General features: G+C 38.2%; 19 protein-coding genes and 2 pseudogenes. 11 read left to right on the forward strand and 10 right to left on the reverse strand.

All coding sequences use genetic code 11. The annotated features are described in order from the left end of the window. Positions 1–160: 160 nt before the first annotated feature. The 3 genes from QXL17_06380 to QXL17_06390 are packed head-to-tail and all read left to right on the forward strand — an operon-like array spanning position 161 to position 5,063. The gene (locus QXL17_06380) at positions 161–1,471 is read left to right on the forward strand and encodes a restriction endonuclease subunit S (GenBank protein MEM4258759.1); all 1,311 of its coding nucleotides are present in this window, start codon (positions 161–163) and stop codon (positions 1,469–1,471) included. Next, positions 1,468–4,557, forward strand: a complete 3,090-nt coding sequence (locus QXL17_06385; protein MEM4258760.1) for a type I restriction endonuclease subunit R — start codon at positions 1,468–1,470, stop codon at positions 4,555–4,557. The genes QXL17_06380 and QXL17_06385 overlap by 4 nt, the downstream gene beginning before the upstream one ends. Before the next feature lie 20 nt (positions 4,558–4,577). Next, entirely contained in the window at positions 4,578–5,063 is a 486-nt protein-coding gene (locus QXL17_06390) for a hypothetical protein (protein MEM4258761.1), read from the forward strand. Between the two features lie 118 nt (positions 5,064–5,181). On the opposite strand, the gene QXL17_06395 is transcribed toward QXL17_06390, so the two are convergent. Then, the gene (locus tag QXL17_06395) at positions 5,182–5,361 is read right to left on the reverse strand and encodes a hypothetical protein (GenBank protein MEM4258762.1); all 180 of its coding nucleotides are present in this window, start codon (positions 5,359–5,361) and stop codon (positions 5,182–5,184) included. Positions 5,362–5,461: 100 nt separating this feature from the next. Between QXL17_06395 and QXL17_06400 the strand changes: the two genes are divergently transcribed. Continuing rightward, positions 5,462–6,496 carry a hypothetical protein gene (locus QXL17_06400; protein ID MEM4258763.1) on the forward strand — a complete coding sequence of 345 codons (1,035 nt, stop codon included), beginning with the start codon at positions 5,462–5,464 and terminating at the stop codon, positions 6,494–6,496. 922 nt (positions 6,497–7,418) lie between these two features. Here QXL17_06400 and QXL17_06405 read toward each other — a convergent pair. Next, positions 7,419–7,760 (reverse strand): hypothetical protein, encoded by a 342-nt coding sequence (locus tag QXL17_06405; GenBank protein MEM4258764.1) that lies wholly within the window; start codon positions 7,758–7,760, stop codon positions 7,419–7,421. A 238-nt stretch (positions 7,761–7,998) separates the two neighbouring features. On the opposite strand from QXL17_06405, the gene QXL17_06410 reads away from it, so the two are divergent. Genes QXL17_06410 through QXL17_06420 form a run of 3 tightly spaced genes read left to right on the forward strand, consistent with a single transcriptional unit; the run spans position 7,999 to position 9,059 of the window. Next, the gene (locus tag QXL17_06410) at positions 7,999–8,277 is read left to right on the forward strand and encodes a ferritin family protein (protein ID MEM4258765.1); all 279 of its coding nucleotides are present in this window, start codon (positions 7,999–8,001) and stop codon (positions 8,275–8,277) included. A gap of 53 nt (positions 8,278–8,330) precedes the next feature. Then, positions 8,331–8,759, forward strand: coding sequence for a flavodoxin domain-containing protein (locus tag QXL17_06415; GenBank protein MEM4258766.1), 429 nt, complete (start codon positions 8,331–8,333; stop codon positions 8,757–8,759). A gap of 18 nt (positions 8,760–8,777) precedes the next feature. After that, positions 8,778–9,059, forward strand: coding sequence for a hypothetical protein (locus QXL17_06420; GenBank protein ID MEM4258767.1), 282 nt, complete (start codon positions 8,778–8,780; stop codon positions 9,057–9,059). On the opposite strand, the gene mtnP is transcribed toward QXL17_06420, so the two are convergent. Together mtnP and mgtA are read right to left on the reverse strand one after the other, a co-directional pair. Continuing rightward, positions 9,049–9,909 carry an S-methyl-5'-thioadenosine phosphorylase gene (gene mtnP, locus QXL17_06425; protein ID MEM4258768.1) on the reverse strand — a complete coding sequence of 287 codons (861 nt, stop codon included), beginning with the start codon at positions 9,907–9,909 and terminating at the stop codon, positions 9,049–9,051. The two genes, QXL17_06420 and mtnP, sit on opposite strands and share 11 nt — an antisense overlap. Before the next feature lie 334 nt (positions 9,910–10,243). Beyond that, positions 10,244–12,889 carry a magnesium-translocating P-type ATPase gene (gene mgtA, locus QXL17_06430; GenBank protein MEM4258769.1) on the reverse strand — a complete coding sequence of 882 codons (2,646 nt, stop codon included), beginning with the start codon at positions 12,887–12,889 and terminating at the stop codon, positions 10,244–10,246. Positions 12,890–13,032: 143 nt separating this feature from the next. Here mgtA and QXL17_06435 point away from each other — a divergent pair, with 143 nt between their 5' ends. Further along, positions 13,033–13,560 carry an adenine phosphoribosyltransferase gene (locus QXL17_06435; protein ID MEM4258770.1) on the forward strand — a complete coding sequence of 176 codons (528 nt, stop codon included), beginning with the start codon at positions 13,033–13,035 and terminating at the stop codon, positions 13,558–13,560. 126 nt (positions 13,561–13,686) lie between these two features. Here QXL17_06435 and QXL17_06440 read toward each other — a convergent pair whose 3' ends face one another. From QXL17_06440 to QXL17_06465, 6 genes and pseudogenes are all read right to left on the reverse strand, one after another. Further along, a complete protein-coding gene (locus tag QXL17_06440; GenBank protein ID MEM4258771.1) occupies positions 13,687–14,034 on the reverse strand; it encodes a NifB/NifX family molybdenum-iron cluster-binding protein in 348 nt (115 codons plus the stop codon). After that, positions 14,031–14,378 (reverse strand): DUF134 domain-containing protein, encoded by a 348-nt coding sequence (locus tag QXL17_06445; protein ID MEM4258772.1) that lies wholly within the window; start codon positions 14,376–14,378, stop codon positions 14,031–14,033. The genes QXL17_06440 and QXL17_06445 overlap by 4 nt, the downstream gene beginning before the upstream one ends. A 56-nt stretch (positions 14,379–14,434) precedes the next feature. After that, positions 14,435–14,680 carry a hypothetical protein gene (locus tag QXL17_06450; protein ID MEM4258773.1) on the reverse strand — a complete coding sequence of 82 codons (246 nt, stop codon included), beginning with the start codon at positions 14,678–14,680 and terminating at the stop codon, positions 14,435–14,437. A gap of 203 nt (positions 14,681–14,883) precedes the next feature. After that, positions 14,884–15,662 (reverse strand): annotated as a pseudogene (gene zupT, locus QXL17_06455) (zinc transporter ZupT). Then, entirely contained in the window at positions 15,655–15,870 is a 216-nt protein-coding gene (locus QXL17_06460) for a hypothetical protein (GenBank protein MEM4258774.1), read from the reverse strand. Before QXL17_06460 ends, zupT begins: the two are co-directional and overlap by 8 nt. A gap of 166 nt (positions 15,871–16,036) precedes the next feature. Further along, positions 16,037–16,344: pseudogene (locus QXL17_06465) on the reverse strand (ferritin-like domain-containing protein). A gap of 118 nt (positions 16,345–16,462) precedes the next feature. Here QXL17_06465 and QXL17_06470 point away from each other — a divergent pair. From QXL17_06470 to QXL17_06480, 3 genes are all read left to right on the forward strand, one after another. Beyond that, a complete protein-coding gene (locus tag QXL17_06470) occupies positions 16,463–17,170 on the forward strand; it encodes a metal-dependent transcriptional regulator (protein ID MEM4258775.1) in 708 nt (235 codons plus the stop codon). Further along, entirely contained in the window at positions 17,167–19,086 is a 1,920-nt protein-coding gene (feoB, locus tag QXL17_06475; GenBank protein MEM4258776.1) for a ferrous iron transport protein B, read from the forward strand. The genes QXL17_06470 and feoB overlap by 4 nt, the downstream gene beginning before the upstream one ends. Positions 19,087–19,272: 186 nt before the next feature. Continuing rightward, positions 19,273–19,794 carry a hypothetical protein gene (locus QXL17_06480; GenBank protein MEM4258777.1) on the forward strand — a complete coding sequence of 174 codons (522 nt, stop codon included), beginning with the start codon at positions 19,273–19,275 and terminating at the stop codon, positions 19,792–19,794. Positions 19,795–20,017: the final 223 nt, after the last annotated feature.

Here is a 20,017-nt window from a genome sequence, read left to right on the forward strand (position 1 = left end):
ATGTTGTGTTTTTATTTAGTAAACATGGTTTATTTATAGATTCTTTGATAGAGTCGATGAAAAATAAAGTTGAAGATGAACTCGTGGGGAATATTGACAAAATAAAAAACATCGACATCGAACAGAAAAACAATGATTTGATTTTGAAAATATGGTTACTATGAAACAACAAATTGAAAAAAAATTCAAAGAAACTGAAATAGGTATGATTCCTGAGGATTGGGATAAACTACCTCTATCTGAAGCCGTCACTATTAATCCACATAGATATATAAAAAAGGGCGAGAAATGTAAATTTATCTCAATGGATATGTTAAAAGAACATAATAGAAAAATTCAAGGATTTGAAATAAGAAATTATTCAGGAGGTACAAAATTTATTAATGGAGATACGTTGTTAGCGAGAATCACACCTTGTCTTGAAAATGGAAAAACAGCTTTTGTTGATATTTTATTTCAAGATGAAGTTGCAGCAGGATCAACAGAATTTATTATTCTTTGTGGGAAAGAAAATAAAACAACTAATAAATTCGTTTATTACTTATCCATTTCACCACAGATGAAAGCTGAAGCAATAAAATCTATGACAGGAACTTCAGGAAGGCAGAGGGTTCAAGCTAGTTTGTTGAAAACGGTATCAGTTTTGATACCTCCATTGACAGAACAACAATCAATCGCCAAAATCCTCTCCGATCTCGACTCAAAAATCGAACTCAACCAGCAGATGAACAACACCCTTGAAGCCATTGGTCAAGCCTTGTTCAAACACTGGTTCGTTGATTTTGAATTCCCCAATGAGGAGGGGAAGCCGTATAAGTCAAGTGGTGGGGAGATGGTGTATGCTGAGGAGGTGGGGAAAGAGATACCGAAGGGATGGAAAGTTGGGACAATAAACGATCTAGCGATTCAAATTAAGGATCAAGTTCTACCTTATAAATATCCAGAAAAAATCTATAATCATCTGAGCATAGAAGCATACGATTCTGGAAAGAAACCCTTAAAACAATTTGGATCAGAAATTCAGAGTAACAAGTTTAAAGTTCATGATAAAACAATTTTATTTTCAAAGTTAAATCCAAGATTCCAAAGGATATGGCCGATAACTGATGCAAAGGAAAATAGTATCTGTTCAACAGAATTTTTGGTATTCAAACCAAAAGATAACTCATTTAGTTATTTCTATAATTTGCTACTATCAAATTTTATCAGAGAAAAGCTAATCCAGATGGCAAGAGGAACCAGTAGTAGCCATCAACGTATATCCGCTGGTGACATACTAAATCTTTCTATTGTTGTGCCACCACAAGATATACTCGAATCATTCGAACGTCTTATTTTACCGAGTTTTATTAAACGACAGCAAAATATAGAAAATCAATTAGTGCTATCTAAAATTCGCGATTCTCTCCTTCCTAAACTTATGTCAGGAAAAATACGAGTACAACTCCCAGAAACCGAGGCACACCCATGACTAAATTCGTCTCCGAAGATGACGTGGAAAAACTCTGCCTTGAACACTTCAAAACCATGGGCTACACGATCCTCTACGGCCCAAACATCGCACCAGACGGAGCCACACCGGAACGAAAAACCTACACCGATGTTGTTTTACTAGAGCGACTCAAAAAAGCAGTCGACAAAATCAACCCACACATACCCATAGAAGCACGAGACGAAGCAATCAAAAAACTCCTCAGAACAGAAAAAACAACACTCCTAGAAAACAACCGAGCCTTCCACCACTACCTCGTCAACGGCATCGACATCGAATACAGAAAAGACAACCGAATCAAAGGAGACAAAGTCTACCTCTTCGACTACAAACACCCAGAACACAACGACTACCTCGCCGTCAACCAATTCACCATCATAGAAAACAACCACAACCGACGACCAGACATCATCCTCTTCATCAACGGCCTCCCACTCGTCGTCATCGAACTCAAAAACCCAGCGGACCAAGAAGCAACCGTGTTTGCTGCCTACAACCAACTCCAAACCTACAAAGAACAAATACCCTCCCTGTTCAAATACAACGAAATCCTGGTCATTAGCGACGGACTCGAAGCACTCGCAGGAACCATCACCTCAAACAAAACCAGGTTCATGAAATGGAAAACCATCGACGGCACCGACCCACCACAACACCTCATCGAACTCGAAATACTCCTCAAAGGCATGTTCACAAAAAACGTTCTTTTAGATTTACTCAGGCATTTCATCGTCTTTGAAGACGAAAAAGAACCAAGTAAAAAACTCGCTGCCTACCACCAATACCACGCAGTCAACAAAGCAATACAATCCACAAAAAACGCGATACAAACAGATAAAAAAGCAGGAGTCATCTGGCACACCCAAGGCAGTGGAAAAAGCCTCATCATGGTGTTCTACACCGGAAAACTCGTCCTTGAATTCGACAACCCAACCATCGTCATCCTCAACGATCGAAACGACCTTGATGGTCAACTCTTCGGAACCTTCAGCAGATGCCAAGAAATCCTCAGGCAACAACCAGTCCAAGCAGAAACACGAGAAGACCTCAAAAAACTCCTCAAAGTCTCCTCCGGAGGAGTCGTCTTCACCACCATCCAAAAATTCTATCCAGAAGAAAACAGAGAAACCTACCCCTTACTCTCAGACCGACACAACATCATCGTCATCGCGGACGAGGCACACCGAACCCAATACGGGTTCAAAGCAAAAATCCAAACCAAAGACGACCAAGCACTCATCACCTACGGCTACGCGAAATACGTCAGAGACGCACTCCCCAACGCCTCCTTCATCGGTTTCACAGGGACACCCATAGAAAAAGAAGACCGAAGCACCCCAGCAGTCTTTGGAAAATACGTCGATATCTACGACATCAAAAAAGCAGTTGATGACAAAGCAACTGTACGTATCTTCTACGAAAGCAGACTTGCAAAACTTGAGCTAAAACCAGAGGAACGACCACGCATCGACCCAGAATTCGAAATAGTAACAGAAGGAGAAGAAGAAGCACATAAAGAATACTTAAAAAGCAAATGGGCGCGCATGGAAAAAATCATCGGCAGCCCAAAAAGAATCGAACGCATCGCAAAAGACATCGTTCAACACTTCGAACAACGATTAGAAGCTCTCGATGGAAAAGCAATGATCGTCTGCGCCAGTAGAAGAATCTGCGTGGACCTCTACAACGAAATCATCAAACAAAGACCACACTGGGAACACACAGATGACGACAAAGGAGAACTCAAAGTCATCATGACCGGATCAGCTGCTGATCCAAAGGAATGGCAGGAACACATCCGGAACAAAAAAAGAAGAATGCTGATCGCGGAACGTATGAAAGACCCAAACGACCCACTCAAACTCGTCATCGTCCGAGACATGTGGCTCACCGGCTTTGACGTCCCCAGCCTCCACACCATGTACATCGATAAACCCATGCGAGGACACGGACTCATGCAAGCGATCGCCCGAGTCAACCGCATCTTCAAAGACAAAGAAGGAGGACTCATCGTCGACTACCTCGGCATCGGAGCAGAACTCAAAAAAGCACTCATGGACTACACCCACAGCGGAGGAGAAGGAAAACCAATCTTCGAACAAGAAGAAGCAGTCGCACTCATGGAAGAAAAATACGAAATCGTCGAAAACCTCTTCCACGGGTTCAACTACAAAAAATTCTTTGAACTCGGACCACAAGAACGACTCCAAATCATCCCCCAAGCAATCGAACATATCCTGAAACAAAAAGACGGGAAAAAACGATACATCCAACACACCACAGAACTGCTCAAAGCATACTCACTCGCAGTACCACATCAAAAAGCATTGAAAATACGAGAAGACGTAGGATTCTACCAAGCGATAAAATCCACACTCACTAAGACAACATCCACCACAGCCATGTACAAAGAAGACCTTGACACTGCAATCAACCAGATACTCTCAAAAGCAATCATATCAGACCGAGTTGTCGACATCTTCGAAGCAGCAGGCATACAAAAACCAGACCTCGCAATACTTTCAGATGAATTCCTCGCAGAAGTCCAACACCTCCCACAAAAAAACCTTGCCTTCGAAATACTCAAAAAACTCCTCAATGACCAGATACGCATCAGAATGAAGAAAAACATTGTCCAAGCACGATCCTTCAGAGAAATGCTCGAAAACACCGTTATGCGATACACAAACCGAAGCATCGAAGCAGCAGAAGTCATCGAAGAACTCATAAAACTTGCAAAAAAACTCAGAGAAGAAGACAAACGAGGAGAAGAACTCAAGCTCAATGAAGACGAACTCGCGTTCTACGACGCATTAATGGTAAACGACAGCGCAGTAAAAATCCTAGGAAACGAGACCCTCAGAAAAATAGCATTAGAACTCACAGACATGATCAGAAACAATGTCACCATCGACTGGACCTTACGAGAAAACGTTCAAGCAAAACTCAGAGTCAACGTCAAACGAATCCTGAAAAAATATGGGTACCCACCAGATAAACAAAAGAAAGCAACAGAACTTGTGTTGCAGCAAGCTGAAGTTGTAGCCAAAGACTGGGCTGAATAAATAACAACAAAGGTTCCAATATGAGAGAGTATTACATTGAATCTGGAGAAAAAATCCAGATACATGCAGATACCGTATGGACTCTCTGGTTTATAGCCAAGGATTCACTAGAAGAAAAAGAGCTCAACCAATTTTTAGATATCTTTGAAATCCTAAAGAAAATCAAGACTAACGAAGAGGATACAAAATTGTCAAAAAATCTAGCAATAATCATACGATCTCTCACCAACAGATATCAAAAATATTTAGCCGAAATATCTTCTACCGAATTTGAACTTGAGGAGAAAAATATACTATCAGATAATAAAATTATTGGCTGGACACACAGAATACGGGAGATAAAAAAATCCTACCCAAGAGCATACGAGAGCTGGAATGAAACTGAAGAAAGAGAACTCGAGCAACTCTTTAAAACTGGTTTGACACCTTCTGAAATTTCTAAAAAATTAAAAAGACAACCTGGTGCAATTCGCAGCAGACTTAGAAGACTTGGATTGCTAGAATAAAATCAAAAACTCGGTGGAATATTTTTATTTCCGATAATGCAAAACTCGCAATCATCACAAATCCCATCAGGATTATCTGTTTCTTCAGTGCTACAAATTTTGCATTTCATACTTTAACTCATATATTTTTCAGAACGAAGATGATTACTAGAATTATTATGACTATTGCTCCAATCCAGATCAAAATATTACCTAAACCTTCAATGACCTCGTTGAATCCAACTCCAGTAGATATCGCTAAAAATGCAAATAATGCAAGAGCTACAGCAACACTTCCACCAATTTTAATATCGACCATATAAAATTCAATAATCAGATGAACATTTAAACTTTAGCATGATCTCCCCCAGATTCTAGTAACCCAAAGATTAAAGATAATAGAGCAATATTCTCTTTTCATGCCCTCCGTTATAGGATTTGATTCCAAAGAGACTCACCGAGAAATCAATGGTGAGGACCGAATATTTCCATTAGGGGCAAGCATAGAAGTAGTCAACTATGAAAAATTCGCAGAGATGTATGACAAATCAATGAAATGTGTCTGGGAAACACTCAATGAAAAACGAAAGAGAAGCATCTATTCCTATCAATATTTTGCACAACAATATGGTTTAGAAAAAGCTCAACAACTCTGTTTTCTCTTTTTAAAAGGGATCAGTAAATCAATCATTAATGCTGATGTCTACTTCTCTAACATTCCTGAAGAAAAGACCGCAGAGATCTACATGTATAACAATGATCGAGTGAAGGCAACAAAACCAACAAGAGACTTTCTTGTAAGTTTAGTTCAACCGTATTCATATATGTGTGCATGGAAACGATGTGTACTCGAGCAGGGGAACGAAAACATCATCTTTTTAGATAATTTCCAAGGAGAAACCACGATAGCATGGCAAACCCTTTGGTATAAAAAACCAAACATCTTCTATAAAGGAGATAACTGTAATGCGCTCATATCCGCAGCAGATATTCTTGCAGGTGCCGTCGATAACTACTTGAAAGAACGCAGTTTCCATGACAAAACCATTGATAAGATACTATCCAAAGAACTAAAATTACACGGCAAAACATACATCATCGGATCAAAAGACCTTCGATACATTGTTCCAACATCAAGAGAACCAATAAATACGACACGGTGGCTCAAACATCCAATATACTATGTCATCAAAGAAAAACGAGTTGAAGAACAGGATTATAAAGATGCAAGAAATCAAGTTGAATATTCACCTATGTTCGACAAAATAACAAATCTCGCTTTTAAGAACAATGGGGCGGTTAAATTTTATGATGAAACAACAGATTTTAGAGATCTTCGGCAAGAAGATCGCCTGATTTATTATGGCGATCGAGGAAGAGACTTAGTTAAACAATTAAACAATTTAGGATATACCAATAAAACATTTTTGTATCCAAATGAAGAAATCGAATAAAAAAAAGAAGATAATTTTGTATAAGTCCTAATAAAGGACTAACCTCCGGTGAGAGATTAATCCCATAGTATTTACTATATCCTTTGGTTATATTTAAGTTTTATTCACTTTTCTTGAAGAAGTATATAAATAACGTATACACAAAAGGATCATACTCTTAGGTTCTCCTTTCAATAATTTCATGCAATTTTTGGTATCTACCGTGCGTAAATACATAAAGAAAATTCAGAAGATGATTTTTCCATTTATTGGAATCTTTGTATATGTGTAAGAATATCACTGGATATCCATTCTTGGCAAAGATCCTTCGTCTGTAATCGTAATCGAATTTTTCAGATCCACAAACCTCAATATAAATCCCAAAATGTTTCAAGTAGAAGTCCGGTGCCCATACCCGTGGCCGTTTATTTTCATCGTATACGAAAACGGGCTGTTCATACGTCCATTGGATCCTTAACTCTTTCAATACGTTAGCAACTTCCTTTTCAGATTGAGTCATCTTACTATAAACAGATCCTCTTTGCATAGATTAAACCTCCAAAAAAGAAAGAAAAAAAAGAAAGCTTTTAGTGAGAGGATGTTGAACGAAAATGATCTGCACAAAAAAAACGCTATCTTGTCCATACCTCCAGGAGAAACGGTTTTGCCGCCCCGACGGGAGCATATTCTTTTGTAATCAAAGTTACGGCAACTTCCAGAGGAGATTAATTCAGCTATTTGAAGAGTACGGGATCTTGGTAAAGAGAGTGTACACCTCGGTGAGAGCAATATCCTTAAAAGAAAAGTCAAGGGACTCGAACAGCTTTTGATCTCTCACACATCTAAATAACACTCATCGTAATAAGCTATACTCTGTAAAATTTCCTTCATTTGATAACGGTGTTGGATAGATCTATTCCACTAATATTTAAGAAATGGAGGATTATAGTAATCCCCAGATACCGACTATAATTGCTATAATTCCGATAATAGTTTGAAATGATCCAAGCCATTTCGCAAGTTTTTCAAGATGCTTTCCAAAAGTTGGAATCGACGGTAAAATTCCAGAGATTAGTATGAGACCTGCTATGATTGCAATGATACTTTGAATAGATGACCACCAGAATATTGCCAAAAGTATTGCAATAATTCCAATAATAGTTTGGAATCCTCCAAGCCACTTTGCTAGTTTTACAAGATGTTTGCCCATTGCAGGTATAACTTCTAAAATGCCTGTGCAGAGTATTAACCCTGCTACGATATTCATAACGGCTACAAAATCCATAGTATTACCTCCCTCAGTAGCTAAAAAGTAACTTCTGCTGGGTAATAAATCTTTTTGTAGTGCAATTTTATGGAGTAAATCGTTACAATCAACAGTTATAGACAACTTTAAAGCGAAGGATAGAGTATCAGTAGATGAACATATTTTTCAAAAAATTAATCTAACCAAGTACCAGTACGATTTTAAATTCCTTTACGTATTATTATGCGTAATGAGGGAATAACCCACGTTATCGAAAATTCCAATCAATCCAATCAATATAGAGAAAATTAAACCTGAAGATGTTGATAAAGAAATCATCCGAGCAGCGATCATTGCTGAGCTTGATGCAATTAATCTCTATGAGGAGATGGCAGCACTTGCTAAACAAGCAAGCATCAAAAAAGTATTACTCGATGTTGCTTTTGAAGAAAAAGAACATGTTGGTGAGTTTCAAGCATTACTGGTAAAGTATGACAAAGAACAAGGAGAGGCTTTAGAGGAAGGTAAAAAAGAAGTAGAAGAGTTAACAAGCTGAAGAACAGTGGAATCTTTTAATACTGGTTTCGGTTTGTCACATACGATGAATCTATGAAATATGTCATTGTTTATTGGTCCCGGTATGGCAATGGGAAAAAAATTGTTGAACGTCTTTCAGAGAAACTGAAAGAAAGAAAAGCTGATATTCAGATTTTGACAACAGATGAAGTAAATCCTTCTGCGTTACCACCAGCAGACACCTATATCTTCTCAGCACCTACAGAAGCATACACCATCACGAGAAATATGAAAAAAATTATGAAAAAACTTCAGGGTGTTGATGGGAAAAAATATGGTATTATTAATACCCATGCGATGAAAAAAAACTGGTTGCCACAAATGGAAAAACTCCTTTCGAAAAAAAATATGATAAAGATTGCAGAAGTTGATTTTCTTGTTCAAGGAGATGGTGTTCAAAAAGGACATGGGTTAGCTCCTGGCTGGGAAGCAAAACTTGATGAATTTGCACAAAAACTCTAAACTTTTTTTATCCCCTAGATGACTATGTGGCAGGATTATGTTATCGCAGTGGTAAGTATTTCCTTTGGTTTTATGCTTGTACCACAACTCCGAGATGTTTTCAGAGGAAATTGTGTGAATCTGTATACTGCTGGGCTAACAACTATTGGATTATTCATCCTTGGTTTCACATTTAGTACATTGCAGATGTGGGTTACTGTGATTGCAGAGGTATTCTCAGGAACAATTTGGTTGTTCTTGTTTGTTTTTTCTTTGAGAAATTACACGAAAAAAGATTTTAAAAAAGGATTTATTGAATGAATCTTTTGAGAAGTACTTGAGCTACCTTTGGATCTGCATTTTTTTTGATAAGATCAGGTGATGTTAAAATACTGTGCTCAAGAGCATGTGCACATTCACAGGTTCGTTTATACTGTATCTTGGGAATAAGTTTTTTGATAATCGTTGCAATATTTGCATCATTTTTTTTAAGATTCTCAACAACAGAAGCAACACTAACATCTTTTTCTCCTTCGTACCAGCAGTCATAATCAGTAACCGTAAGAATCCCACAAAGGCACATCTCTGCTTCTCGTGCTAGTTTTGCTTCAGGAGCTAGCGTCATGCCGATCACATCAACATTCCAGCTTCGGTACAGTCTTGATTCTGCACGGGTTGAAAATTGTGGTCCTTCCATGCAGATATAGGTTCCTCGATGAACAGGAATGTTTTCTTTTTTGATGACATCATACGCAATATCTGATAATGTTGTACAAAACGGGTCTGCAAAACCGACATGAGCTACGATTCCGTCTTCAAAAAACGTGGTTGATCGCTTAAAACTCCGGTCAATGAGTTGATCAGCGATGACAAAATCACAGGGTTTTAATTCTTTTTTCAGACTGCCGACTGCTGCAGTTGAAACAAGGTATTCAACGCCGAGTTCTTTGAGGGCAAAGATATTTGCTCGATAGTTTACTTTATGGGGTGGAAAGATGTGCCCTTTTCCATGCCGTGGGAGAAACGCAATGTCAACTCCAGCTATTTTTCCAAGGGTGATTTTATCAGAAGGTTTTCCAAAGGGCGTAGTAACAGAGATTTCTTCTCGTGCATTCATAATACCCATATTATATAGACCGCTTCCACCGATAATGCCGATGTTAAGAGACATGCCTCATATGAACTCATGCTTGCTAAAAAAAGTTTTCTATTGATTTGATTGATTTGCTACGTATTTTTTGTAATTATTCCTTGTTTCAAGTGATAGATGAAAAATATGTGTTCTCGAGAGATAGACTGGTAAAGATAATTTTTCTTTTCCAGAAAAGTATAATGAGGATGACGGAAATATTGGTATTGCAAGGGTAGATTACAAAGGGTGAAATGGTTAACGTTCGTTCCAATAGTGTTTAACTACATATCGTATAAGAGCTGCACAATATCTTTCAAAAATAGATTCAAGAGGATAAATGTTTTGATGTGTGATGAATGATTGCAAGAATCTTTTAGTCATATCCGTACTTTTTCACAACAATACTCTTTACAAATTGAACAGTAATGAGATATGCAAGAACAATTACAAAAAGCGCTAAGAAAAACAAGGGCGGAGGAATAACGAAACTGAGTAATTCTGCTAACGGTGAAAATGGTAGAATAAGCCCAATAATGATAATAAAAATTGATGTAAGCAATAAAAATCTACTCGGTCGACTCTCGATAAAAGGTATCTTTCCTGTACGAATCACATGAATTACTAACGTCTGGGTGCATAGGGATTCTAAAAACCAACCAGTAGCAAATACTGGTTGTTGTGCATGAAAACCAAACCAGAGGACACCAAAGGTGACAAAATCAAAAATCGAGCTCACCGGACCGATGAGAAGCATGAAACGTTTGATTGATCGAACGTTCCAAGGTCGTGGTTTTCTTAGATATTCATCATCAACAGAATCAGTCGGAATGCTTGTTTGTGACATATCATAGAGAAAATTGTTTACGAGAATCTGGGTAGGCAACATGGGGAGAAACGGGAGAAAGATGCTTGCTCCAGTCATACTGATCATGTTCCCAAAATTAGAACTTGCCCCCATCTTGATATATTTAACGATGTTTCCGAATGTTTTTCTTCCTTCAATAACACCGTCGCCAAGAACCATAAGGCTTTTCTTTTGTAGGATAATATCAGCAGACTCCTTAGCGATGTCCACTGCGTTATCAACTGAGATGCCAACATCAGCGGCTTTGAGCGCAGGAGCATCATTGATTCCGTCACCAAGATATCCAACGATATGATTATTTTTCCGTAATGCATCAACAATTCGTCCTTTCTGCAAGGGGGATAATCGTACAAATACGGTGGTTGTCTCTACAACTTCTCTGAGTTCTTCATCTGTTAACTTATCAATCATGTCACCGGTATACACATTGTGAATGTCCAGACCGATTTGACTACAGATATTTTTTGTAACAAACTCATTATCACCGGTTAAAACCTTGAGTTCAATACCTAATTTTTTAATCGTTTCAATAGTTTTTTTCACGGTGGGTTTTGGTGGATCAAGAAACGCAACATATCCTTTCAGAATCAAATTTATCTCATCATCTCGTGAATATATTTCTTTTTTATCGATAATGTCTTTGTAAGCGATTGCAAGAACCCGAAATCCCTGAAGGCTAAGAGAGTCATATTCACTTTTTAATTTCTCAAGAACATCTTCGGTTATCTGCTGAATTTTTCCATCGATTTCGTAGTGGGAACATCGAGTGAAAATTTGTTCAGGTGCTCCTTTGGATATAATGCGGTGCGTTCCATTAACCGTCACAACAACAGACATAATCTTTCTGGAAAAATCAAAGGGTATTTCATCGATTTTCGTGTATTGCTTCACGAGTAATTTTTCATGTTTTAAAATCGCTTTATCTAACAAGTTTTTTAACCCAGTTTGATAGTAACTATTAATATATGCAAGTCTAAGTACGTCTTCATCTTCTTTGCCGACAACATCGCAATGTTTCTCTAAGACAATTTTATCCATGGTTAAAGTACCTGTTTTATCAGTACATAAAACATCCATTGCACCAAAATTTTGAATTGAGTTCAGACGCTTAACAATCACTTGTTTTTTTGCCATCATGATTGCTCCTTTGGATAGGTTGATGGCTACAAGCATGGGAAGCATCTCAGGAGTTAGGCCGACAGCTACCGCTATCGAGAACAGGAATGCTTCGACGAAATCACCTTTTAAAACTGCGTTAATAGCAAAAATTGTGATAACGAGAACAAGCATGAGTCGAATCATCAGCCATGTGAACGATCGAATTCCTTTGTCAAAACTCGTCTCGATATGTCGTGCTGCAATTTTTTGTGATACCTCGCCAAATTGCGTTGAAAGCCCTGTCTTAATAACCAATCCTAAACCGGTACCGCTGATAACACTGGTTCCCATAAACGCAATATTAGTCAACTCTGAAGGCGAATTGCCTTTTGGCTGTATTGGCCCTGCAGTTTTTTCAGCAGGAAATGATTCACCGGTTAATGATGCTTGGTTGATGAATAAATCTTTACAAGAAATGATCCGAAGATCTGCTGGAATCATATCACCAGCAAATAAATCAACTATATCTCCTGGTACAATTTCTCTGATTTTAACTTCACGTGATTTTCCATTTCGAATCACAGTAGCTGTTGCGCGAACCATCTCGCTTAACTTTTCTGCTTCTTTTCCTGCGCGATATTCTTGCAAAAATGAGATGAATACACTGATAATCGCCATGAGCGTTACTACAAGCGCATTGAACGGCTCTCCGAAATACAAAGAAAAAGCAGCAATGATTAATAGAACAATGACTAAAGGGTTTGTAAATTTAGAGAGAAATTGAACGAGTGCTGTACGTTTCTTTTTCTTCAACACCGAATTGTAACCATATTGTTCGAGACGTTTTTCTACATCAACATAAGATAAACCATTTAACGAGGTTTGAAATTTTTCAAAAAGTAGTTCTATTGGTGATGTTATAAATTCTGTTTCGATGACATTCTGTTTTTGATTACCATTATGCGTAATTTTCTTTATAGTGTATTTATTTTTTAAATCCTGGAAAGGAACTATAAAAACTGCCCCCGTTTTATTTTTAGCCAGATATGATGAAATGGTAAATTAGTCTTTTGATTTGTTTCTTGAAAAAAAGATGTCTACATGAACTACGGCTTTTTTAGAATTCTTAAAAACAACCTATGTATTGAATGTTAAAGTATATGTAGGAGAAGTACATTTATTACAAAAGGTTGAACATTATGACTGACTCTATTAAATCAAAGATTCGAACGATTCCGCATTGGCCGAAGAAAAATGTGATGTTTCGGGATATTACCACCCTGCTGAAAAGTCCTGAAGGATTGAAAGAAACTATTGATATATTGTATCATCGATATGCTGATAAGAAGATCGATAAGGTGGTCGGCATTGAATCTCGCGGTTTTATCCTTGGTGCACCGCTTGCATATCGTCTTGGATGTGGATTTGTCCCGGTTCGAAAGCCAGGAAAACTTCCTGCTGAATGTATCTCTGAGGAATACTCTTTAGAGTACGGAAAGGATAGAATCGAAATCCACAAAGATGCAATCACGAAAGGGGAAAGGGTGCTGATTGTCGATGACCTGCTTGCAACTGGTGGTACGATTACAGCAGCGCGAAACTTGGTAAAAAAATTACACGGTGAGATTGTTGAATGTGCGTTTGTGGTTGAACTACCTGCACTGAAAGGACGTGAAAAGATTAAAGGCGAGAAGATTTTTAGTATCGTCCAGTTCGAAGGAGAATAACAAACAGCTGGAAAAATGGTTTTTTGTTGTTTCAAAAACATCAATTCCGATTGGAGGAATGATAGTTCTGATAACGTCGTTGGACACTCCTTTTCTATTTTTTATGGACGATACGTGAAATGTTGTTTAATGGAGTTTTTCAGTTCGGCTGTTAAGTTCTCGTTTCAGATATTTTTCAAGAGCAACGTCGACAGTTACTTCATCAGTTACAATTGGTTGTATGTTATGACTGATGAGATCATCATAAATTCTTCTACCCATACCGTAGCTAATGACGAGGGAACAATCTTGAATGTTGCGTATCATGGTTTCATGGTTACAGCTGTGGCATTCACCGGTGCTTTTTCCATGGTTGTTTCGATATTCTTTATGGATAACGGCATCGTCTTTAATAGTATATACGACAAAGCCTGCTGCTCGTCCGAAGTGATGAGCAATGGTTGTACCATCATCTGATGCAATTGCGATTTTCATAGAGGCGCACCTCTTTTTCGACAGCGTCTTCGAGGATGATTATATGGCGGAGAGATAAATTCTATGTTTCCTCCTTCAATTCGAATAGCTGTTCCGTTGATAAGCGCTGCTGCAATTTTTTTCCGTGCTGTTCCAAGAAGTCGGTGGAACGTCGGTTGGGATATATGCATGAGTTGCGCTGCTGCTTCTTGGTCTAATTCTTCGTAATCTTTGAGTCGTATCGCTTCAAGTTCATCGATAGTCAGTATCACTGATTGTAGATCAGGGAGAGGAATTCCTGCAGGCTTAAAGTAGGTTATGTTTGGTTGAAAACATACTTTTCGACATCGTTGTGGTCGAGGCATGAGTTTCGATATGCAAAGAATTGTTTATGTATTTGACTATGGAGGATGCTGATTCGTTATTCCTGATCGGTGTCGTCTTGTTCTAAACTTTTTATGGTTTCTTTGAGTGTTTTTTGTTGACGTTCGAGTTGATGTAGTTGTTCTTTGAGCATTTTTTTATAGTCTTCTTTGGATAGTGCAAAGTTGCTTAATGGTGGTGTGAAGGAGGAGTTATTCCATCGGTGTCTTGCATGATGTTGGGCCCAGCATGTCCATTTTTTTTCTTGGGCCCACCAGGGGCCGGTACCATCGCCACAGGGCATATGTTTCACCTCTTTTGGTATCTTTATTGAAATGTGGTTGTGATGTTTATGAGTTGCAGAGAGTTGTTATGGTGGTTTTGTTATGTTCAGAAACCACATTATGAATATATATTCATTATCATGTTTTTAAAGTTTTCGATAAAGTACTTATGACCTCCCGATAAACCTACCTCTCAGTTGATGAATAAATTCTTGATAAAAAATTAGAGAAACAATAAACTTAGCGCAATAATAAACATCCCAAGGATAACACCGAGTATAACGGTATGTCCATATCCATAGTAATGTGCAATTGGAAGGAGTTCATCGATTGAGATATACACCATGATCCCTGCAACAAAAGCCAATAAGGCAAAAAGTACCAGAGTTGATAAAAAAGGCAGCAGTATGATATAACCAACAATTGCTCCAACAGGTTCGGCAATACCTGAAAGAAACGAGTAAGTTAAGGCTTTTTTTTTATTATGTGTTGCATAATAAACTGGTATCGAAATCGAGATTCCTTCAGGGATGTTATGAAGAGCAATAGCAACTGCAATAACAACACCAAGTTGGATATTACTCAGGGCAGTTCCAAATGTTGCAATCCCTTCCGGAAAATTATGAATTGCAATCGCAAGTGCTGTAAAAATACCGGTACGTTTTAGTCTGCCGTCAAAGGTTTGTGGTCTGCTATTTGATAAATTGAGATACGAATGAGGATTTTTCTTTTCTGGGATTGCCAGATCAATAAAACCAATGAACAACATACCAAGAAAAAAGGATACAATAGTGAGTACTTCTCAACATGTTGTAGTGATTGTGGAAATAACTCAACGAATGATACATAGATCATAACGCCGGCTGAAAAACCAAGAGAAAATGAGAGGTATATCATTTTTGGTTTTTTTATGAGATATGCCATGCCACTACCAATCCCTGTTGATATACCTGCTAAGACTGTTAATAAGAATGCACTATAAACTGTAATCAGGTCAAACATTTATGGCACCTTGTTTTTTTTGATTTTGACCGTTGACACATTTTTTACAGATGCTGAAAAAATTTGTATGAGCTACATCAATATTCATCTCTTTGAGTTTTTTCACTGCTGCGTAGACATCATAGACCGTTTGATGAGTAATAGTATATTTGAGAAAAGTCAGAATTTCATGTCGTTGATTAGTTAACTTAATCTTTGGATCGTTCATCTTTTCCGAGTAAGGATTATTAATCAATATTTAATAGTACTGCTTAATTGTACTGATGTACTGATAGAAAAGAAGAGCTTATTGGAGAAACTTGAGATAAATTGGCTGTTTGTTCCTGATGGTCTTCAGAAGGGTCTGAGGCGTCATGATCAAGAAATTTGGTAGGCCATGCCTCGTGTTCTATTTCTTCATGTAAGATGGCAAGTACAAGATCATATGTTCGGTGATCTTTTCCTACAGCCATATTACATATTTCTGTATATTCTCGTACTGCATATTGTTCTGCGTGAAGAAGGACTTTGACAATATTTTTAGGATCGCTTATATCTTTTGGGAGTTGTGGAGTCGGACATGCGGACATGTCATGAAATATTTTCATATTTTCAGTAATTTGCCTCCAAGTTCATAGATGGGGGATACTAGTACTTCGAAATGGTTTTGATCTTCGATACGTGCGTCTTCTACAACAACTTTACACCTCTCGCTTTCAAATCAGATAGAGGTTGCTCTGAGTACAGATGAAAAAGATCATAAATTTAGGTCGACCAAAATGTTTATATTCTTACCAAAACATTATACTAATTTGATAAATATGCCGCAAGAAGATGTTGAGGAATACCTCGAAGCGATCTACGACGTTGCTGGAAAAGAAGGAATCGCAAAAACCTCTGAAGTGGCAAAGCAACTTGACAACGCACCAGCAAGTGTTACTGAAGTTTTCCAACGGATGCAGCAAAACAATCTCGTCCGCTATGAGCCACACAAAGGAGTACGGCTAACAAAAAGAGGATTAAAAGTTGCATTAAAGATGAAACGAAAACACCGACTTCTTGAGGTATTTCTTAATAAAACACTGCAACTCCCGAAAGAAAAAATCCATGACCAAGCGTGTAAAATGGAACACACACTTTCAGATGAAACAGAAACAGCACTCTGCAAATCACTCGGCGGACCAACAGAATGTCCCCATGGATCCCCAATACCTCCCTGTAATATAGATGTTGAAAGCTGCCAACAGTGCCTCACTGAAAAAAACACAGAATATGAAAAAAGGAACGGAGAAATCATAAGTCTAACAAGTTTGAAACCAGGACAACAGGCAACCATCGCCTTTATCAGAGGAGGACGAGGTGCAGTACAACGATTGTGTGATTTGGGGCTGACGCATGGCACCACAGTTTCCCTACTCAGACAAGCACCACTCAACGGCCCTATCGAAATCTGCGTACGAGGATGTAAACTTGTTATCGGGAGGGGGATCGCGCAGAAAATCTACGTCCGCCCTGGTGTTTCAGAATGACTCAAAATATTACGATTGCACTTGCAGGAAATGCAAACGTTGGTAAAAGCGCGATTTTTAATCAACTCACGGGACTATCTCAAGTGATTGGTAATTGGCCGGGAAAAACTGTTGAAAAAGCAGAAGGAACATTAAATCACCATGGGAAAAAAATTACAATTATTGATCTTCCAGGTATTTATTCAATGTCTACCTATTCACAAGAAGAAATCATTGCACGTGAGTACATCGCATTACAACATCCTGATGTCGTCATCAATGTGGTTGACGCAACAGCTCTTGAACGAAATCTTTTCTTTACCTTGCAACTTCTTGAAATGGATATTCCGCTTATCATTTCGTTAAATATTGTTGATCAAGCAAAAAAGAAAGGATTGAATATTAATTCTAAAAAACTTGAACAGCTTCTTGGCGTACCTGTTGTTGAAACAGTTGCACCGAAAGGAATCGGTGTCCATGAGCTGATCGACAAAGCACTCCTTCTTTCATCAAAGCACAAAAAAGGCAATGAACCAAAAGTTCTGTATGGTACTGAAATTGAAAAACGTATTGAAAAGCTCATCCCGTGCATCCAAGAAACGGCAGTTGCATATCATCCAAGATGGACTGCATTAAAACTTCTTGAGGGCGATACAGCCATCATCGAACAATTTAGTAAAACACATCCAGACGTTGTAATCGCAGCAAAAATATTATCTGAAGAGATTACGCAGATTCATAAAGAACCTTGTGCAACGGTTATTGCTGCTGAGCGGTATGCTGTAGCAGGAAAAATCGTTAGAGATGTTGTAACCATTCAAGAACCAACTAAGCCATCTCTTGGCGAACGCCTCGATGCGTTGAGTATGCATAGTGTTGGTGGATATTTTTTAATGTTTAGTATCATGCTTGGTATCCTGTTATTTCTATCGATTTTTGGATCCTGGGTATCTGAACATATTACTACTTTTTTTGAGATGTTAAATCCGCAACACACGGGGTTTTGGGCTGAACTTTTATGGAATGGAGGCATGGTAGGTTTCTATGCATCACTAGCTGTCGCATTTGGTTTTATCCTCCCGTTTTATCTCATTATCGGCGTTCTTGAAGATTCAGGATATCTCCCGAAAATCGCGTATCTCATGGACCGACCGTGCCATTCACTCGGTGTTCATGGAAAGGCATGCATGCCGATGTTAGTCGCACTTGGTTGTAATGTTCCTGCATGTGTTGGATGCCGCATTATGGAGACAAAACGTGACCGTTTTATTGCTATTTTTCTGTCTACCTTGGTTCCTTGTTCAGCTCGAACTGCAGTGATCCTTGGTCTGGTTGGTTCATACGTTGGTGTTCAATGGGCACTTTTGTTGTTTGTTATTGATATCGTGTTGATTTTTGGCATCGGCAAAATCCTGAATCGCCTTATTCCAGGTGCATCGGTTGGTATTATCATGGAGATGCCACCGTATCGGATGCCGCAGGCAACAGTTGTATTGAAGCAGGCGTGGAGTCGTTTTAAACCTTTTTTACTTACAGCGGTTCCGTTGATTATTCTTGGGGGTTTGTGCATTGAGGTGATGCGTCTCACCGGCATCCTTGATGGTATTTCAGGTGCTCTTAGTCCGATCACGGTTGGATGGTTGGGTCTTCCTGTTTTTACTGGTTTTTTACTTATTTTTGGTATCTTGCGAAAGGAGGCGGCGCTTGTTCTTCTCACCACGGTTGCAGGATCACTTGACATACGTTCTGTGATGTCACCAGTTCAGATGATCGTGTTCGCATTTGTCGTGATGGTGTATGTTCCGTGTATTGCAACGATTGCAGCCCTCGTGCGTGAAATCGGATGGAAGAATGCTTTTATAATTACGATAACTGAGATTGGTCTTGCAGTATTTCTAGGCGGGATTCTTTTCCGAGTACTAGGTATATTTCTGTAAAAATGTGCAGTTCACAAGAAACATAAAAAACCTAAAAAATAGGTAAAACTTGTTTTTGGAAAGGCAGCTGAAAAGCGTGTTTTTCCGACAAAACAATAAAAAAACGCATTTTTTGGAATTTTGACGGAAAAATCGATGGTGGGGTTTTATGTTTATCATTTGAGATATTTGAATTGAGGGAAATAAATGGATGTTGTAAACTCCCAAAACAAAATCTACAACGAATTCGGTCTTATTCGTCAGAATATTTTAAAAAAAGTAGTCACAATAAAAAATAATGTTCGTGATGAGTTTATTCATGGTGGCCATCTGCTCTCATTGAATGGACCAACTATGGTTCTTTCAATAATGATTCGTTTTCGTTTGCCTATACGATTTGAGCTTTTTGGGATGATGTATTTCTTCACGTTATGTGTATATAATTTTGATCATTATCGTGATCTTGAAATTGATGCATCTGGAAATAATGCCAGATCAAGTTATTTGAAAAAGCATAAAAATTTGCTTCCATACATGATCGTTTTGTATGGTGGTATATTTACTATGTTACTTACCTTGTTTGGAACATCGGTAAGTATTCTATCCGGTATTGTGTATCTTTTTTTGGCACTGTTATATTCAGTAAAGTTAAAAAGTTTGACAAAAAAAATTACAGGATTTAAGAACTATTATACTTCGTTCTGCGTAGGTTTATTGATTTTTTTATAGCGCTTTTTTATTCATATCCACTTGACTGGTTTATAGTATTGTTTTTCGTTTATATCTTTCTTCATTTCTTTTTAAATACAAGTTTTTGTGATCTGAAGGCTTCATCCCGAAATAGATAATTAAGGAAGAAACATTCATTTTTTCATTGGATGGGACGCGCAAAGAAAAGGATTAATCCAACAGTTGCGAACCATGTGAACCGCAATTTCACCGCCGATTTCAG

This window comes from Candidatus Thermoplasmatota archaeon (assembly GCA_038884455.1).
In the GTDB taxonomy this organism is placed as follows: domain Archaea; phylum Thermoplasmatota; class E2; order DHVEG-1; family DHVEG-1; genus JAWABU01.

Excerpts from the sequence above, each read along its gene's own strand:
- QXL17_06450 (MEM4258773.1), bottom strand. The coding sequence starts at position 14,680 with ATGCCCTGTGGCGATGGTACCGGCCCCTGGTGGGCCCAAGAAAAAAAA.
- QXL17_06445 (MEM4258772.1), bottom strand. The coding sequence starts at position 14,378 with ATGCCTCGACCACAACGATGTCGAAAAGTATGTTTTCAACCAAACATA.
- feoB (MEM4258776.1), top strand. The coding sequence starts at position 17,167 with ATGACTCAAAATATTACGATTGCACTTGCAGGAAATGCAAACGTTGGT.
- QXL17_06460 (MEM4258774.1), bottom strand. The coding sequence starts at position 15,870 with ATGAACGATCCAAAGATTAAGTTAACTAATCAACGACATGAAATTCTG.
- QXL17_06415 (MEM4258766.1), top strand. The coding sequence starts at position 8,331 with ATGAAATATGTCATTGTTTATTGGTCCCGGTATGGCAATGGGAAAAAA.
- QXL17_06400 (MEM4258763.1), top strand. The coding sequence starts at position 5,462 with ATGCCCTCCGTTATAGGATTTGATTCCAAAGAGACTCACCGAGAAATC.
- QXL17_06470 (MEM4258775.1), top strand. The coding sequence starts at position 16,463 with ATGCCGCAAGAAGATGTTGAGGAATACCTCGAAGCGATCTACGACGTT.
- QXL17_06420 (MEM4258767.1), top strand. The coding sequence starts at position 8,778 with ATGACTATGTGGCAGGATTATGTTATCGCAGTGGTAAGTATTTCCTTT.
- QXL17_06380 (MEM4258759.1), top strand. The coding sequence starts at position 161 with ATGAAACAACAAATTGAAAAAAAATTCAAAGAAACTGAAATAGGTATG.
- QXL17_06390 (MEM4258761.1), top strand. The coding sequence starts at position 4,578 with ATGAGAGAGTATTACATTGAATCTGGAGAAAAAATCCAGATACATGCA.
- QXL17_06385 (MEM4258760.1), top strand. The coding sequence starts at position 1,468 with ATGACTAAATTCGTCTCCGAAGATGACGTGGAAAAACTCTGCCTTGAA.
- QXL17_06405 (MEM4258764.1), bottom strand. The coding sequence starts at position 7,760 with ATGGATTTTGTAGCCGTTATGAATATCGTAGCAGGGTTAATACTCTGC.
- QXL17_06480 (MEM4258777.1), top strand. The coding sequence starts at position 19,273 with ATGGATGTTGTAAACTCCCAAAACAAAATCTACAACGAATTCGGTCTT.
- QXL17_06395 (MEM4258762.1), bottom strand. The coding sequence starts at position 5,361 with ATGGTCGATATTAAAATTGGTGGAAGTGTTGCTGTAGCTCTTGCATTA.
- QXL17_06440 (MEM4258771.1), bottom strand. The coding sequence starts at position 14,034 with ATGAAAATCGCAATTGCATCAGATGATGGTACAACCATTGCTCATCAC.
- QXL17_06435 (MEM4258770.1), top strand. The coding sequence starts at position 13,033 with ATGACTGACTCTATTAAATCAAAGATTCGAACGATTCCGCATTGGCCG.
- mtnP (MEM4258768.1), bottom strand. The coding sequence starts at position 9,909 with ATGTCTCTTAACATCGGCATTATCGGTGGAAGCGGTCTATATAATATG.